Below are 16281 nucleotides of genomic sequence, written 5' to 3'. Positions count from 1 at the left end.
CTGTTCTGCTTCGCACTATTCAAAACTAAATCTCAGAAGAAGTTTCGTGACCGACAGAGTGTGAAGCCTCGCGTCGAATGATCTCTTCCGCGAGCAGGATCACACGCCGCTCTGACTGGGTGAGCTCGCGGGCGAGATGTTTTTCCATCTCCACCACCAGGCTCGATCGCAACATCGCCCACCGCTGCAGTTCTTCCGGATCGGCAAACACCGCGCAGTTATCGCCGTTTGGACGATACACCGGCATGCCGAGTGCTTCCCAACGTTGCACCGTACGCACACCCTTACCAAAGAACCGCGCAATGTCCTTCCAGCAGGTGAGTAGTTCAGATTTTGGTTTTCCCGCGAGAGCGGTTGGTAACTTCGTTCTACTGTCCAATCGGGGCCTTTCAGCAGCTACTTACATCGTAGAAAGACTCAATCAGAATACACCGGCCGACTCGGACAACACGCGACAATCCGCGACACTGGCAGCGGTTCCACTCGTCCGCGAAGCGGGTGCTACTCATCGTCCTTGAGCTCCATCCCGTCGACTAGTCCTTGCTCATCCAGCAGAAATTCCATCTGGATCGACGTATCGCGATACTTAACCCGATAGGTGTAATGTCTCACCGCACCGGCTTCATGGCCGATCAACGCAAACGACTCCAGCGGACCGAAGTCGCTCAGCGCCTGCTGCAACTCTTTCGCTTCATCCGGAAAAAGCTTGGACCGCACCTTCGGCGTGAAGTCCTCGGGATTCGCCTTGCCTCGCGCAAACTGCTCCACGATGACGCGAAGTTTTCCGGTAATTTGCGGCTCCTTGTCCTCAATCGCCTTCTTTTCTGGCGGCATCAGCGCCGCGTTCTCGAGCCCCGCTACATGGTGGGCAATCTTCCCCGGACTCGAATGCGCCGAGTCTAGGTTCGTTAGCACAACGACCGTCAGCTTGTCGTCCACGTATCGCGCGATATGCGTAGTGAATCCCTGCCACGCTCCACCGTGCTCAATGATCTTGTGCCCGTTGACATCATTGATCTCCCACGCCATACCGTAGTTTGCACTGTTCGGCTTTCCATCGTTGAGCTTGAAGACCGTCCACAACTGGTCGAAGCTCGACCGTTTCAGCAGCCGCTCGCTATAAAGAGCCTCGTCCCACTTCGCGAGATCGACAACATTGAAGTAGAGCGCGCCGTCGGCCGTTGAATTGAAGGAGGGCGAGACCCAATCTTGGTTCTTCCATTCGCCCTTCACCAACTGGTACCCGGCTGAGCGGTTCGGAATGATGTCCGCCTCGCTGATGATCCGAGTGCTTTTCATGCCCAGCGGCTGGAAGACCCGCTCCTGGAGGAAGTCGCCGTAGAACTTCCCCGTCAGCTTATGGATGATTACGCCAAGCAGAACATAGTTCGTGTTGCGATACGACCACTTCTCGCCCGGCTGGAAGTCCATCGGAAACGTCTCGATGATCTTCACCAACTCATCTTCCGAGACATCCGCGCGAAGGTTGATCGGTCCGCCCGGCTTTGTCTTGTCCGCCGACTCATACTCCGATAGGCCCGAAGTATGGCTCAGCAGGTTCTTGATCTTGACGTTTTGCCAGGTCTCCGGCGCTTCTGGAAAATACTTCCGCACGCTGTCATCGAGGCCGACCTTCCCTTCTTCCACCAGCATCATGATCGCCGTCGCTGTGAACTGCTTCCCCACCGATCCCGACTGGAAAATCGTCTCCGGCTTAACCGCTACATCCAGCTCGATATTCGCCAGCCCATATCCCTTTGCGCGCTCGATCTTGCCGTTGCGATAGATTCCGAGCGCCAGCCCCGGAATATGCTGTCTGCCCATTTCCGCGAGCACGTACTGATCAATCGCGTCAGAATTTGTGGTTTGTGCCGGCGCACCAATTGCGCCGCAGCTTAGAAGGAGAACGATGAAGAACCCGCGCCACGTGGCCATAGCGCAAGAGTGTACTAGGTTCTTCTTTTTTGGAAAGTGGCGACAGCCCGCGGTTCTACTGGTTCCTCAGCCGTACCGCGACCAACTCCGTCTCGACCGGCACGCCCTTCGCCACCTTAATATGCAGGATCGCCTCGAATGGCTTCACCTCGCCCCCCGACGTTCCAAGCCGATCGAGTAATTGCTTCACCGAACTCTGCCGGCAAACATATTCCACCGCCGCCTGCGTACCGAACGTCGTCGTTCCGGCGAGGATCACTTCCGTCCGCTGCGGATTCAACGCCGGCATCATTCCCACCACCGCGTAGTCTTCAACGAGCGGATCACCCGCCCGACTCGCTAGGTAGAACGGTTGCTCTCCCGCTTGCGGATGCACATTGATCACCGCAAGGTCGCCGGCCCTCGGTCCTGTCTTCACTCGATCGAACCGGAAGTCATCCGTGCTCGGAATCTCCATCAGTGTCAGGTTTTCTGACGGCGAACCAATAAATATCAAATCGTTGTTCTTCGCGTCATCCAGCGAAAACAAACTGCCGCGCTTCACCCGAATCCGCCGGTGCAACGAATTGAACACCTGGTCCAGTTCGTGAATGGAAAGCACTTCTCCAACGCCGGTGTAGTGGTCGTACGGAGGCGTGTTCGCATCGCGCTGCTTATCGTAGTAGCGCATCCCCGTCTCCGGACGCCCCACAAACTCCGCATTGCTGAACACCACCCAGGGCTCCTCTGGACCCGACAGAAATTTCCTCCAGAACACCTGGAACTCTGCCGGCGCCAGCGGTCCTGCCGTCGCCGCCGACGCAGTATCCGTCTTCACCCTTCCATTCAGCAGCAAATAACCAATCGTCACCACCGCGAGTCCCAGAAGCACGGCCAAAGTTGCCGCCATCCCGCCGTATGATTTCTGTGGCGCCACCGTCACTGGTTCATGCACCGGTGCATGATTCACCAGCTCTTCCTTAGGAACCGGCGTCCGATACCGGAAGTTCAGCAGGTAGCTTCCCTTCGGCAGCTCCACCACGACCGGATCGCTTTCCCCTTCCGACGCGTAGTACTCCGCGACCTTCGCCCGCAGCCTTCCGGCCTGCACGCGGATCGTCGAATCGGATTGTGGGTCGAAGTCCGGCCTTCGTCCGAAGACCTCGGTCGCGATCTGATATTCCTTCAGCGGCGTGCCCGGATGCTCAATCGCATGCGCCGCCAGGTACCGGAGCAATTTACACAGCGACTCTGATCCGTGCAGTGTCCGGCTCGCGACCAGCCGGTCGATCTGCTTCGGAAATTGCTCGCGGTCAACCATTCAGGGCTTGTAGCGTACCATGTAACAGCCGTAACAATTCACCCAAGCGACTCAATCGCAAGGATTTATTTCTGTTACTGTAGCATACCCCCCGATACTTCCAAGTTCTTCGCTTCCTTGTCAGAATCCCCTCGTTCTCATATCCCGCTGCCCACTCCGCAGTCGGATGGCGTTGCCCGAGTTCAGCCGGACGCACCACCAGATCCAGCGATCTCCCGCCGCCAACTACAAAGCTTGGGGTGAAACGCTTTATCGCAAGTGGCGAACGCCGTGGTCCTCGAACCACGGCGTCTTTTTTTCTCCACAAGCATTCCCCACCTAAGTGCTCATCGCCGAAACGCCAATTGCAAGATAAGCTCCTTCCGCGTAACGCGTTCGTCATCAAAGACTCTTAGAGGTGGAATGCCGTACATGCTGAACTTCTCCCGCTCTTCCCTAGCCGCGCTCCTGATCGTCGCCGGCCTCTCGCTCACCGGATGCAACAAACAAAGCGCTCCGACGGCCAACGCAGCAGCACCGCAGCAACAACAAGCCGCTCAGCCCGACCAGTCGCAGGCTGCTCAGTCACAAAATCCTGAGGACAACGGCAATCTCCCGCCAGTCGACGCCAACGGCAACCCCACCGACCAACCCACGAGCGACCAGCAGAGCTATCCTGCTCAGGATCAAAGCGCTAGCCAGCAACAACCGGCGCAGAACCAGGGCAATGCCAGTCAGCAACAGCAGTATCCCGACCAGGGTTCTCAGCCAGCCCAGGCGCAAGCTCCCGCCTCGCAGAGCTATCCCGACAACAGCAACAATGTTGGATACGGCGACAACAATCAGGATTACGACCAGGACCTGTCCCAACAAGACAGCAGCTATGGCCAGCCTGCAATTCAGGCCCATCAAGCGCCGCCCCCAATTCCCGAGTACCAGCAGCCCATGTGTCCCAGTCCCGGCTACGTCTGGACTCCCGGGTACTGGAGCTATGCTCCTGCCGGATACTACTGGGTGCCCGGCGCCTGGGCGCGCCCGCCGCAAGTCGGCTTCCTCTGGACGCCCGGCTATTGGGGTTTCGGCGGCGGAGTCTATCGCTTCCACTATGGCTATTGGGGACACTACGTAGGCTGGTACGGTGGCATTAACTACGGCTTTGGATACGTCGGATCCGGCTACCACGGTGGTTACTGGCACGGCAACAACTTCTACTACAACCGTTCCGTCAACAACGTGAATGTCACCAATATCACCAACGTCTACAACAAGACGGTCATCGTCAATAACAACAACCGCGTCAGCTACAACGGCCCCGGCGGCATCACCCGCCGTCCCACGCGCGCAGAAGCAGTTGCTGTCCGTCAGCAGCGTATCCCGCCGATGACCACGCAGATCGAGAACCAGCACAATGCCATGCGCGATCGCCAACAGTTCGCGTCCGTCAACAAAGGACGCCCCGCGATTGCCGCTGCTCCCAGACCGATCGAGGCGGCAAAGCCGGTCGCGCCCGCGATCGCCGCACGCCCGGTTCCGCGACCAGCTGCCGGCGCCAGGCCGAACCAACCAAACAACGTCGCACGTCCAACTCCGCAGCCAAGTACGCGTCCCACGCCCGTTTCTCCTGCTCGTCCCGAAGCGCGTCCTGTTCCGCGGCCCACCACCACTCAACCGAGCGTGAAACCAACACCTCAGCCGAGCACGAGGCCCACTCCGCAACCTTCCACCCGTCCAACGCCGCAACCGAACACGCACCCGGTTCCGCAACCAAAGCCCGCGACGCGACCGACGCCGCAACCTTCCACGAGGCCGACGCCTCAGCCGAACACGCGGCCTACTCCGCAACCAAAGCCGCCGACACATCAGGCACAGCCCAGCACACGCCCTGCGCCACAGCCCCACCCCGGGACGCAACCGCCAGCCAAGCCTGCAACGCGGCAGGCGCCACAACAACAGAGCAGGCCTTCCAAAGACTCGAAGCCAGATCGGCCCGAACACCGATAGTTCATAACAGGGTGCCCCATTCTACGGACGTAGTCCGTAGGGTGGGGCTTTTCTCTGCCCCCGCAACGTGCGCTCGCCACCTTCGACCCACGACTCGTCCCTCGACCCAATGCCGCAACCCGCTTCTGCGTACAGTCGGTTTCAATGCGATCGACCTGCACCATCTCTTCCATCGTTTTCACACTTCTGCTTGTTCCGTTTTCCGCGCGCGCCGACTCCGCGCGCAAAATCACTAAGCTTGCCGAAGGTGTATATGCCATCGAGCATCCGCAAGGTCCCGCGGCCAGCGGCAACACTACCGTCATCATTGGCGACCGCCAGGTCTTCGTGGTCGATACCTGCTTCCTTCCGTCCGTTGCGCAGCAAGACATCGCAACCATCCGCACTTGGACCGACAAGCCTGTCGCCTTCATCCTGAACACGCACTTCCACAACGACCACAACATCGGGAATCGTGCCTACCTCGACGCCTATCCCGCCGCCACCATCATCGCCACCACCGCAACCAAAAAGGCGATGGACATGTTCGGCCCATCCTCCAGCCAGCGCTTCGACGAGAATCTCCTGCGCCTTCGCCAAATGCTCGCAACCGGCAAAACTCCCGATGGCAACGTACTGACCAACGCTGACAAAGCGCAGGTGCAGCACGCGATTGATGTTCGCCTTCCGGACTCGAACGAACTCCACGCCCTGAAGTTTCAAAGTGCGACGCTCGCCTTCGATCACGACTTCACCATCGATCTTGGTCATCGCGAAGTCCAAGTGAAGTTTCTGGGCCGCGGCAACACCGAAGGCGATGCCATCGTTTTCCTTCCTCGCGAGAAGATTGTCGTCGCCGGCGACCTCGTGGTCTACCCGCTTCCCTATATCTACGATGGCTATCCGTCGGAGTGGGTCACCACCCTCGAGAAACTCGCCCAACTCGATTGGCAAACCATCATTCCCGGACACGGCCCCGTGATGCATGACAAGAGCTTCGTCCAACTCGAGCACGATCTGCTTCGCTCAGCGCTCGACCAAATGGACGCCGTGCTTGTGCAGAATGGCCCGGCACTGTCCCTCACTCTCGATCAGGTCAAGCCCGGCATCAATCTCTCGTCATTCCGCCAGCGCTTTGCGGGCGATGATCCCGACCTCGGCGCATCGTTCGACGACATGACTGCCGAACTCGTGAAGGCCATGTTCTCTGAAGCAAGCTTGCGTTAACTTGGCAGGAAGGACTGAATGCAATTCGCTCGAAAGCTATCGCGCTTCTGCCGCCTAGAAGATTCCCAGCCATGACACGCAGCCATGACATGCAGCCATGACACGTGCCTCATGAACCTCTGTCATCCTGAGCGGAGAATTCGCGCAGCGAATTCGGAGTCGAAGGACCCCTATCTTCACAAGAACGCCTGAGATTTCACTACTCCGCCCGCAGCGCCCGCAACGGATTCACATTCGCCGCCCGCGCCGCCGGAATCGCGCTCGCCGCCAGTGCTACCACTCCCACGGCGACCATCGCGCCCAGGTAGCTCGCAGCATCCATCGGCTTCACGCCATACAACGAACTCGCCAGCGCATTGCCCACCAGCATCGCCAGCGGAATCCCAATCCCCACCCCAATCGCCGTCAACCGGAAGCTGTCGCGCAAAATCATCCATACCACTTGCCCGCGTCGTGCACCAATCGCCATGCGCACGCCAATCTCCGCCGTCCGCATGCTCACTCGGTACGCAAGTGTTCCATACAGCCCCGTCGCCACCAGCACCACTGCGAGCAGCCCGAAAAATCCCGCCAGGCGCGCAAAGAGGATTTCGTTCGAAATCGTCAGGTCGTACTGCGCTCGCTGCGTAATCGGACGAAGCAGCGGCAGGTTCGGGTCTATCTCCAGCACTGTCTTCTGCACCGACGGCAAAATCGCTAGCGGCGGCCCCGAGACTCGCATCTCCACGTGCATGGACCCAATCATCGGGATCTGCGCGTAGTTGAACCACGCCATCGGTATCGGCGTCTCCGTAATGCTGCGATACTTGTGGTCCTTCACCACGCCCACGATCGTCATCTGGAACGAAGGCAAATCGGCCGGACCAATCAAATGACCCAGCGGATTCTGGTTCGGCAGGAACCTCCGCGCAAACTCCTCGTTGATGATCCCCACCCGCGGCGAACTCGCAGTATCGGAATCCGCAAAGTCTCGTCCCTCGAGAATCGGCACGCCCAGTGTCGTGAAAAACTTTGGCCCCACAGTGTTGTTGCGCACTGTCCGTGCGGCGCCATTCGCAACTTCCGGCAGCTTCCCGTCAACCAGCATGTTGAAGTTGTTCGACCACCAGGTGCCGATGCGCTCTTCCATCACCGTGACGTTTTGCACGCCGGGCAGTGCTCGCAGGCGGTTCATCAGGTCCACGTAGAACGCCACACCTTGCGGCACGGATTTGATGTCCGGCTTCACTCCAAACACTACCAATCCATCCAACTGCATTCCGATGGGAGTGCTTTCGAGGTTTCTTAGCGTGCGCACCAGCAGTCCCGCTCCCACCAGCAGCACCAGGCACAACGACATCTGGTGCGTCACGATGATCTTCCCCGTCCGCGACCTTCCCGCGTCCGTCTGCGCCGTCGCCGACGAAACCTTCAGCGCTTGTTCCGCTCCGCTCGCCAAAACCATGCGCAACGGAATTAACGCGAACACGAACAACGCAATCGTGAGCACCACCAGTGTGAACAGCATCACCGATCGGTCCGGGGCGAGCGTAGATTCAATGTGCGCCCAGTTCGCCAACAACCGTGTCGCCATTACTGCGAACGCCCAGGCCAGCGCTCCACCCGCCGTCACCAGCAGAATGCTCTCCGTCACCAACTGGTGGAACAGATCGCCGCGTCCCGCTCCCAACGCCTGTCGCAGCGCAAACTCCCGCCGACGGTGCGCATTCCTCGCCAGCAGCAGCATCACCACGTTCGCCATCGCGATAACGAGCACCAGGACCACCATCGCCATCAACATGCGTAGTGGCTTTCCGTACTCCTCGTCGTATCCTGGAAAACTCTTCGCGTCAGCGAAGCTCAGCACCGGCAGCTTTTCCTCCGGCTTGGGCGTGCCCAATCCTTCAGATGCCGCGCGCTGAAACACGGGCTGCAACTCCGCGACCGCTCGTGCGTGTGTCATGCCCGGCGCAATCCTGCCGATCAGGTGCAAGCACCACCACTTCGGATTGTTGATGAAAGTTTTCCCGTTTTCCGGAGCATTGCCATATGCATTCAACTCGGGCCGGCTCTGGAAGGGGATCCAAAACTCCGTCGACGAGGCGGCCTCAGTTCCTTCAAAGCCGTTCGCCGCCACCCCCACAATCGTCATCGGCGCGCCGTTCACGTGGAACGTCTGCCCGAGCACCTTCGGATCGCTCGCAAAGCGCCGCACCCAATACTTGTGGCTCAGCACCACAATCGGCGCGTGCGTGCGCTCATCTTCGTCCGTGAAGCCTCGCCCCAGCGGCAGCTTCACGCCCAGGCCCGAAAAATACCCGCCACTCACCGTGTCGCCTTCCGCCGTTTCCGGTTGGGCGCCATAACGAACCGAAACCTTGTCGTTCGACAACGGCGCAAACGCCATCACCGGCGCAAGGCCCTTGCCTTCTCGACGCAGCGCGTCGAACACCACATACGAAAATGTCTCCGTGGAACTGATCGTGCCGACCGAGCTCGGCGTATTCGATGTGCGCAGGTACACCACGCGCTCCGGATCTTCCACCGGCAGCGACCGCAGCAGCACCGCATTCATTACACTGAAGACCGCAGTATTCGCGCCCACGCCGAGCGCCAATGTCAGGATCGCGGTGATCGTAAAGCCCGGGCTCTGCGCCAGCGACCTCCACGCGAACCGGACCCGTCGAATCGCGTTTTCCAGTGCTGCCCAGCGGTCCTTCATGTAGAACCGCTCCTCCGCGGCGCCTACATTGCCGAACTCAACTCGGCTTCTCCGGCGCGCTTCACCTTCACTTAGACCTTCGCCCCGCAGGTCGTCCGCTTCTAACTCGAGGTGCGCCTGGATTTCCTCTTCAAAATCTTTCGCGCTGCGTTTCCGTCGGAACATCCTCATACCTCCTCGCCCTGCGCATCGGCGCCATCGAGGATCAAGCCCATCGCCCGCGTCAGCCGTCGCCATTCGCTGGTCTTTTCCGTCAGCTGTTCGCGCCCCTTCGAAGTCAGCGAATAAAATCGCGCTTTGCGGTTGTTGTCACTCACGCCCCACTTGGCACGGATCCACCCACGGTCTTCCAACCGTTGCAGTGCCACGTAAAGGGACCCGTGGTCCACAAACAGCACTTCCTCCGATTGTCGTCGAATCGACCGCGCTACCCCCTGTCCGTGACAGGGTCCCAGCAGCAGCGTTCTCAGGATGAGCAGGTCTAGTGTCCCCTGCAACAGGGCAATACGTTCGTCATTGTTCTCTCGGGTCGCCATTCGACCCAAGTATCCGCCCCGCTCAGGTAGACTGTCAACCCGAAGGCAGAATCAGTGGTCCGAACCCCCAGAATCAAGGGACAAATGCCTATTTACTGATAAGTAAGCAAAACCTTTCGTTTTTTCTATACCACCTTTGCGGCAACCTCGACAAAATTGAAAAATTCACGCGGTCAGGATCACCTTTTGCGCGGTTTGGAGAATAAAACCCGGGAGCTGGATTGTTGACAAAAAACGTCATACTGCTGCAAATCATCAATAAATAAGCACTTAGAAAAAGTTGTTTACCAACTTCTAACTTCGGGTTTTACGGTAAGTTTTCCTTGTTTCTTCCCGTTAACTTCGTAAAACAGGCCGCCAAAAAACCCAAAAATCTTTCTTCTTTGTGATTCGCATCACTCCGCACTCTTCGCTCCACTCGCTAAACTCAGCCCGTTGGAGGGACCGCGTCCATGTGCCTGGCCGTGCCGGGAAAAATCGAGAGCATCACCGGCGAGCGCGAACTGCGCAGCGGCGTCGTCAACTTCGGCGGCGTCCAAAAAGAAATCAACCTGGCCTTCGTTCCAGAGGCCAAAATCGCGGACTTCGTGATGGTCCACGTCGGCTTCGCCATCAGCGTCGTTGACGAAGCCGAAGCCACAACTGTGCTCGGCTACTTGCAACAAATGGGTGAACTCGGCGAACTCGAGGAGCTCAAATGAAGTTTGTCGATGAGTACCGCGACCGCGAAAAAGCTGAGCAATACGCACGCGCCATTCGAACCGAAGCCACGCGCCCCTGGTCCATCATGGAAGTCTGCGGCGGTCAGACCCACACCATCGTCAAGTACGCGATTGACGAAATCCTGCGCGACAAGATCACGCTCCTCCATGGTCCCGGCTGCCCAGTGTGCGTCACGCCACTCGAGTTGATCGACAAAGCTTGCGAGATTGCGACGCGGCCCGACGTCATCTTTTGTTCGTATGGCGACATGCTTCGAGTGCCCGGATCGCACACAGATTTGTTCACCGTGAAAGCCAGGGGCGGCGATGTGCGCATCGTGTACTCGCCGATGAACGCACTAGAGCTTGCGAAAGCGAACCCAACGAAGCAGGTTGTCTTCTTCGCGGTTGGCTTCGAAACCACCGCGCCCGCCAATGCCATGGCCGTATTCCAAGCCAAGCAGCAAGGCATCTCGAACTTCTCGGTGCTCGTCTCGCACGTGCTTGTGCCGCCCGCGATTGAGGCCGTGCTGAGCGCACCCGACAACCGCACGCAAGCGTTTCTGGCTGCCGGACACGTCTGCACTGTGATGGGATATGAAGAGTACCGGCCGCTATCAGAGAAATATCGCGTGCCGATCGTCGTCACCGGCTTTGAGCCACTCGACATTCTCCAGGGCGTGTTGATGTGCGTACGGCAGCTTGAGAACGGTCGCGCTGAGGTTGAGAACCAGTACGCGCGCTCGGTGCGCGAGTTTGGCAATGTTCCGGCGCAGGATCTCATCGGCCAGGTCTTTCGTGTGATTCCGCGCAAGTGGCGCGGCGTTGGCGAGATCCCGCAGAGCGGCTTCGGTCTCGCAGCGGAGTTCGCCGAATACGACGCGGAGTTGCGCTTCGGTGTCGCGGACCTCACGGTAGAAGAGGACCGCGAGTGCATCGCCGGAGAGGTTTTGCGTGGTGTGAAGAAGCCGCAGGAGTGTCCGGCGTTCGGCGGGCGCTGCACGCCAGATCATCCACTGGGAGCGACAATGGTCTCGAATGAAGGCGCCTGTGCTGCGTACTACCAATACCGGCGGCACGAAGCTAAGGCCGCGGTCGGGAGCGAACGATGAGCGTGAAATCGTTTTCCCTCAACTGTCCCCTGCCACTAAATACCTCGGCCGTTGTGCTACTGGCGCATGGAGGCGGTGGCCGCCTGATGCACCAATTCCTTGAGCAATACGTCATTCCAGCGTTCCAGAACGACCAGCTCGCGACGCGGCACGACGGCGCAGTCTTCGACGTGAAAAACGCGCGGCTCGCCTTCACGACGGACTCCTACGTTGTTAGCCCACTGTTTTTTCCCGGTGCGGACATCGGCTCCCTGGCCGTGAGCGGCACCGTGAACGATCTCGCAATGTGCGGTGCCCGGCCGCTGTTCCTGAGCGCAGCATTCATCATGGAAGAAGGACTTCCCTTCGAAACGCTGGAGCGCGTGATTGCTTCCATGCGCGCGACCGCTGAGGCCGCGGGCGTGCATATCGTCACCGGCGATACCAAGGTTGTGGACCGCGGCAAGTGCGACAAACTCTTCATCAACACCGCCGGCGTCGGCGTCATTGAGCATACGCAAACGATCGGACCGAGCGCGGTCCGTTCGGGCGACGCGATCCTTCTCAGTGGCGACGTTGGCCGACACGGCGTAGCCGTGATGGCTACACGAGAAGGACTGGAGTTCGCGACGGCGATTGAATCTGACTGCGCTCCGCTCGCAGAGCCAGTGCTTGCGCTACTCGAAGCCGGCATCGAAGTTCATTGCTTCCGCGATCTGACGCGGGGCGGATTGGCCACCACGCTGGTGGAGATTGCCGAATCGAGCAAGCTTGGAATTCATATCGCTGAACGCAGCGTTCCCGTGGAAGAAGGCGTGCGCGGAGCGTGCGAAATTCTGGGCCTGGATCCACTCTACCTGGCGAATGAAGGCAGATTCGTTGGGTTCGTTGCTGAAAGAGATGCGGAAAATGCGCTGGATATCATGCGGAAGCACGCCGTGTCGGCGCAGGCCAAGCGGATCGGAACCGTGGCCGAGGCGCCCGCCTCGCTGGTCACGCTCGAAAATCTGCTTGGGACAAAGCGCATCCTCGACATGGAACGCGGCGAACCTCTTCCACGGATTTGCTGACGTCGTTATTCGCGATCGAGATAATGAACTTCACTCAGTTCGCGCAGACGTTTCGCGGCGCTTTCCGCGGTGATGTCGCGCTGGGGCGTGCCCAGCATTTCGTATCCCACCATAAATTTCCGGACACTTGCCGAGCGTAGCAGCGGCGGATAGAAGTGCGCATGCAGGTGCCATTCGTCGTGGGACTGAGCGTCGGTTGGCGCTTGGTGAAAGCCCATTGAATACGGAAATGAGATCTCGAAGAGATTGTCGTAGCGCGTGGTCAGACGCTTGAGGATGTCGGCAAGCGCGTCTCGCTCGGAGTCGCTCAGAACGGTGAGATCCCGCGCATGGCGCTTGGAAACGAGCAACACTTCGAACGGCCACACCGCCCAGAAAGGCACGAGCGCGACAAAACCGCCATTTTCGCACACGACGCGCTCGGCGGCCTTGGTTTCCAACTTAACGCAATCACAGAGCAAGCATGAGCCGCGCGAATCGCGATACTTCTGCTGAGAGAGCTGTTCCTTGCCGGGTTCGTTCGGAACGCTCGAGTTGGCCCAGATCTGTCCGTGGGGATGCGGATTGCTGGCACCCATCATCTCGCCGCGGTTCTCGAAGATCTGCACGTAGTTGATCCAGGATTTGCCGCCGAGTTCGACATACTGCTGCGACCAGAGATCGACGACAGTTCGGATCGCAGGCGGATCCATACGCGATAGAGTCAGGTCGTGTCGCGGTGAGAAACAAAGGACGCGGCAGATACCGCGTTCACTTTGTGCGATGAGCAAGCCCGATTCGTTCCGCTCGAACTCAACGATATCGGGCTTGAGAGCGGCGTAGTCATTCTCAAAAACGAACGTAGATATGTACGGCGGATTGCGGTGTCCTCCGGCGCGAGCATTGCCGGGACAGAGGTAGCACTCGGGGTCGTACTCGAGAGCGGCGGGACGCGGGGCTTTCTCAACCTGACCTTGCCAGGGACGTTGGGTCCGGTGCGGAGAGACGAGGATCCATTCGCCAGTGAGCGGATTGAAACGCCGATGCGGCGTGGACTTCGTCGCGTCACTCACTGTTCGTCTCCGTAGCCCTTCGGGTGCGAGTTGCGCCATCTCCACGCGCTCTCAATAATGGTGTCGATGTCAGTGTACTTAGGGCTCCACCCGAGTTCTTTGCGGATCTTTTGCGAACTGGCAACAAGGATTTCGGGATCGCCGGCGCGGCGGGGACCCTCTTTCACCTGAATGGGATTGCCCGTCACGCGCTTCGCGGCCTCGATCACTTCCAGAACACTGGAGCCGTGCCCGTTGCCGAGATTGTAGATCAATCGCTCCGGTTGCTCGTCTCGACCGAGGCGTTCCAACGCAAGAAGGTGCGCATCTGCAAGATCGGAGACATGGATGTAGTCGCGAACACAAGTGCCGTCGGGAGTTGGATAGTCTGTGCCATGGATCGCAATCGAATCGCGCTTCCCTGCCGCCGCTTCCAGAACGATGGGGATCAGGTGCGATTCCGGATGATGATCTTCCGCGAGCGTGGCGGTAGCTCCGGCAGCATTGAAGTACCGGAGGCTCGCGTAGCACAGGCCGTGGATCGAGTGGAACCACTCGAGCATCCGCTCGACGAGCAGTTTCGATTCGCCATAGGCGTTGGTGGGCTTAAGTGGGTCAGATTCTTCGATGGGCGTGCGCTCAGGGTTCCCGTAAAGCGCTGCCGTCGAGGAGAAAACGAAGCGCGAGACGCGATGCTCAAGCATGAGTTCGAGTAACGTCAGCGTGTTCGCGGTGTTGTTGCGAAAGAACCTTTCGGGAAAACGCATCGACTCGCCGGCTTCGATGAATGCCGCGAAGTGCATGACTCCATCGAATGCGCCATTGCGAAGCGTGGCATCGAGCATCGCTCGATCACCGATATCGCCGGCAACGACTTGCGCAGCGCTGGGAACTGCGGCGCGATGCCCATTGCTGAGGTTGTCGTAGACAACAACGCTGTGTCCTCGCTCGACGAGCGCGGCGGCAACGACGCTGCCGATATATCCTGCGCCTCCCGTGACAAGTACCTTCACTGCTCGGCCTCGACTTTCACTTGTTGCGCTCCTTCAGCGGCAGACGAAATAAACACGTCGGCTCTGCGGCCGGTCGCCTGCTTATATTTTGCAATGATCTCGGCACGGAACGCATTTACAGCGTCCGCACGTACCAGGTTGATGGTGCAACCGCCGAAACCGCCGCCCGTCATACGCGCACCGATGAGACCTTCGACCTTGGACGCGAATTCGACGAGCAGGTCGAGTTCGCGGCAACTTACTTCGTAGTCGTCACGGAGGCTGGCGTGCGAAGCAAACATAAGGCGGCCTAACTCGTCGAGATGATTCGATCGGAGCGCCTTGGCGGCGTTGGCAGTACGGTCATTTTCCGTGACGACGTGCCGCGCGCGCCGGTAGATAAGGTCTGAAAGGTCGGAACGATGTGATTCCAGCATTTCCGTCGTGACGTCTCGCAATGCGGTGACTTGTGGATATGACCTCCGCAGAAGCTTCACGGCTTCGGCGCACTCGGCGCGGCGATGGTTGTATTCACCGGCGGCGAGGTCATGCTTCACCATGGAATTGCAGATCACGAGCCGTACATCTGACGCGATCGGCAGCAGCGAGTATTCGAGCGAGCGGCAGTCGAGAAGAATGGCATTTCCGGCATGACCAAAGCCGGCAATGAACTGGTCCATGATGCCGCACATCGCACCCGCGTAGTTGTTTTCGGCTTTCTGCGAAAGCATGACGAGGTCGAGACGAGCGATCTCAATTCCAGACACACCGGAAAGGGCGAGACCGGTCGAGAGTTCCAGTGCAGCGGAGGAGCTGAGTCCGGCTCCGACTGGCACGTGACCGTCGATTAGAAGGTTCGCACCATTAAGCGTGTAGCCCGCGGATTCCAAAACTCCGGCCATGCCGCGGACGTAATCGCTCCAATGTTTCCGTGGCGGCCCTTGTACTTCATCGAGGTAAATTTCAAATTGCTCGTTGTATTGCTGAGACCAGACGCGCAGAAGACGATCGTTGCGGGGCGAGGCCGCGACCCAGGTATAGAAGTCGATGGCGGCAGGCATAACCAAGCCCTCGTTGTAGTCAGTATGTTCGCCAATGAGATTGACCCGACCGGGAGCGCGGAAAATCCGCGGAGTCTCGCCGTAGTGCTCCTTGAATCGCGCGATCAGGGATTGCACCATCTCAGACGTGCTCTCGTTGCTGGGGGCGGTCACGAGCGTGCTCCGGATCGGCCGCCTCGAGATCCGAAGACGAGGAAGATTTCACCGAAAACGAGGAGTACGACGCCCCACTCGATGTTCACGTTCACTTCCATAGAACGTTTGTAGATCGACTTATCACGGATTAAATCAAAGCAGGTCAGCATGAGTCCGATCAAACTGAACAACAGCCCTGGGCAAACTGATGTCGACTCCCATAACCCCTCTACCAGAAAACTATGTCTACCAGAACGACAACCGCAATGACGGTGAGGTTCGTGAGCTCCGGTTGTAAGGTCCGGCTCCAGTGCAAAATGGATGCGCCGATTCATCGAAAAATCACGACTTGGCAGGGCGCGAAGCAAGTCTAACGCATTGACTTTCATCCGTCTGTAACGTCCAATAGAGGAAGTGAGACGCCTGCTCGCATCCACCAGAATCCTAGCCATGTTCCGCAAAGACTACCTAGCGGTGGCGTTGGTATTGGTGTCGTTGCTCTCACTCACGAGCGTATACCGGCCCCGGCACCTAGGCACGGG

13 protein-coding genes are annotated in these 16281 nt (G+C 58.8%); 5 read left to right on the top strand and 8 right to left on the bottom strand.

Features of this window, described 5'->3' with window-relative positions:
* Positions 1 to 25 precede the first annotated feature (25 nt).
* The 3 genes from ACID345_RS26605 to ACID345_RS08775 form a co-directional block, all read right to left on the bottom strand.
* A complete protein-coding gene (locus ACID345_RS26605; protein WP_148210057.1) occupies positions 26 to 379 on the bottom strand; it encodes a hypothetical protein in 354 nt (117 codons plus the stop codon).
* A 122-nt stretch (positions 380 to 501) separates the two neighbouring features.
* Positions 502 to 1935, bottom strand: coding sequence for a serine hydrolase domain-containing protein (locus ACID345_RS08780; protein WP_011522515.1), 1434 nt, complete (start codon positions 1933 to 1935; stop codon positions 502 to 504).
* Positions 1936 to 1990: 55 nt separating this feature from the next.
* Positions 1991 to 3235 (bottom strand): helix-turn-helix domain-containing protein, encoded by a 1245-nt coding sequence (locus tag ACID345_RS08775; protein ID WP_011522514.1) that lies wholly within the window; start codon positions 3233 to 3235, stop codon positions 1991 to 1993.
* A 402-nt stretch (positions 3236 to 3637) separates the two neighbouring features.
* Here ACID345_RS08775 and ACID345_RS26905 point away from each other — a divergent pair, with 402 nt between their 5' ends.
* Together ACID345_RS26905 and ACID345_RS08765 are read left to right on the top strand one after the other, a co-directional pair.
* The gene (locus tag ACID345_RS26905; protein ID WP_049761833.1) at positions 3638 to 5215 is read left to right on the top strand and encodes a YXWGXW repeat-containing protein; all 1578 of its coding nucleotides are present in this window, start codon (positions 3638 to 3640) and stop codon (positions 5213 to 5215) included.
* Positions 5216 to 5359: 144 nt separating this feature from the next.
* Positions 5360 to 6421 (top strand): MBL fold metallo-hydrolase, encoded by a 1062-nt coding sequence (locus tag ACID345_RS08765; protein ID WP_011522512.1) that lies wholly within the window; start codon positions 5360 to 5362, stop codon positions 6419 to 6421.
* Positions 6422 to 6620: 199 nt separating this feature from the next.
* Here ACID345_RS08765 and ACID345_RS08760 read toward each other — a convergent pair whose 3' ends face one another.
* Positions 6621 to 9287, bottom strand: coding sequence for an ABC transporter permease (locus tag ACID345_RS08760; protein WP_011522511.1), 2667 nt, complete (start codon positions 9285 to 9287; stop codon positions 6621 to 6623).
* A gap of 2 nt (positions 9288 to 9289) precedes the next feature.
* Entirely contained in the window at positions 9290 to 9658 is a 369-nt protein-coding gene (locus tag ACID345_RS08755; protein WP_041855557.1) for a PadR family transcriptional regulator, read from the bottom strand.
* Between the two features lie 452 nt (positions 9659 to 10110).
* Between ACID345_RS08755 and ACID345_RS08750 the strand changes: the two genes are divergently transcribed.
* Genes ACID345_RS08750 through hypE form a run of 3 tightly spaced genes read left to right on the top strand, consistent with a single transcriptional unit; the run spans position 10111 to position 12520 of the window.
* A complete protein-coding gene (locus ACID345_RS08750; protein ID WP_011522509.1) occupies positions 10111 to 10359 on the top strand; it encodes a HypC/HybG/HupF family hydrogenase formation chaperone in 249 nt (82 codons plus the stop codon).
* A complete protein-coding gene (hypD, locus tag ACID345_RS08745; protein ID WP_011522508.1) occupies positions 10356 to 11471 on the top strand; it encodes a hydrogenase formation protein HypD in 1116 nt (371 codons plus the stop codon). Before ACID345_RS08750 ends, hypD begins: the two co-directional genes overlap by 4 nt.
* On the top strand, positions 11468 to 12520 hold the full coding sequence (gene hypE, locus ACID345_RS08740) for a hydrogenase expression/formation protein HypE (protein ID WP_011522507.1): 1053 nt from the start codon (positions 11468 to 11470) through the stop codon (positions 12518 to 12520). Before hypD ends, hypE begins: the two co-directional genes overlap by 4 nt.
* 5 nt (positions 12521 to 12525) lie before the next feature.
* Here the strand turns inward: hypE and ACID345_RS08735 are convergent, their stop codons facing one another.
* The 3 genes from ACID345_RS08735 to ACID345_RS08725 are packed head-to-tail and all read right to left on the bottom strand — an operon-like array spanning position 12526 to position 15757.
* A complete protein-coding gene (locus ACID345_RS08735; protein ID WP_011522506.1) occupies positions 12526 to 13572 on the bottom strand; it encodes a UDP-glucose--hexose-1-phosphate uridylyltransferase in 1047 nt (348 codons plus the stop codon).
* A complete protein-coding gene (gene galE, locus ACID345_RS08730) occupies positions 13569 to 14564 on the bottom strand; it encodes a UDP-glucose 4-epimerase GalE (protein WP_011522505.1) in 996 nt (331 codons plus the stop codon). The genes ACID345_RS08735 and galE overlap by 4 nt, the downstream gene beginning before the upstream one ends.
* Complete coding sequence (locus tag ACID345_RS08725) at positions 14561 to 15757, bottom strand: galactokinase (protein WP_011522504.1); 1197 nt, start codon at positions 15755 to 15757, stop codon at positions 14561 to 14563. The genes galE and ACID345_RS08725 overlap by 4 nt, the downstream gene beginning before the upstream one ends.
* Between the last annotated feature and the right edge of the window lie 524 nt (positions 15758 to 16281).

This window comes from Candidatus Koribacter versatilis Ellin345 (genome assembly GCF_000014005.1).
GTDB lineage: Bacteria > Acidobacteriota > Terriglobia > Terriglobales > Acidobacteriaceae > Korobacter > Korobacter versatilis_A.
Note: the sequence above shows the minus strand (reverse complement) of the source record. Positions and strands in the feature narration are given on the sequence as shown.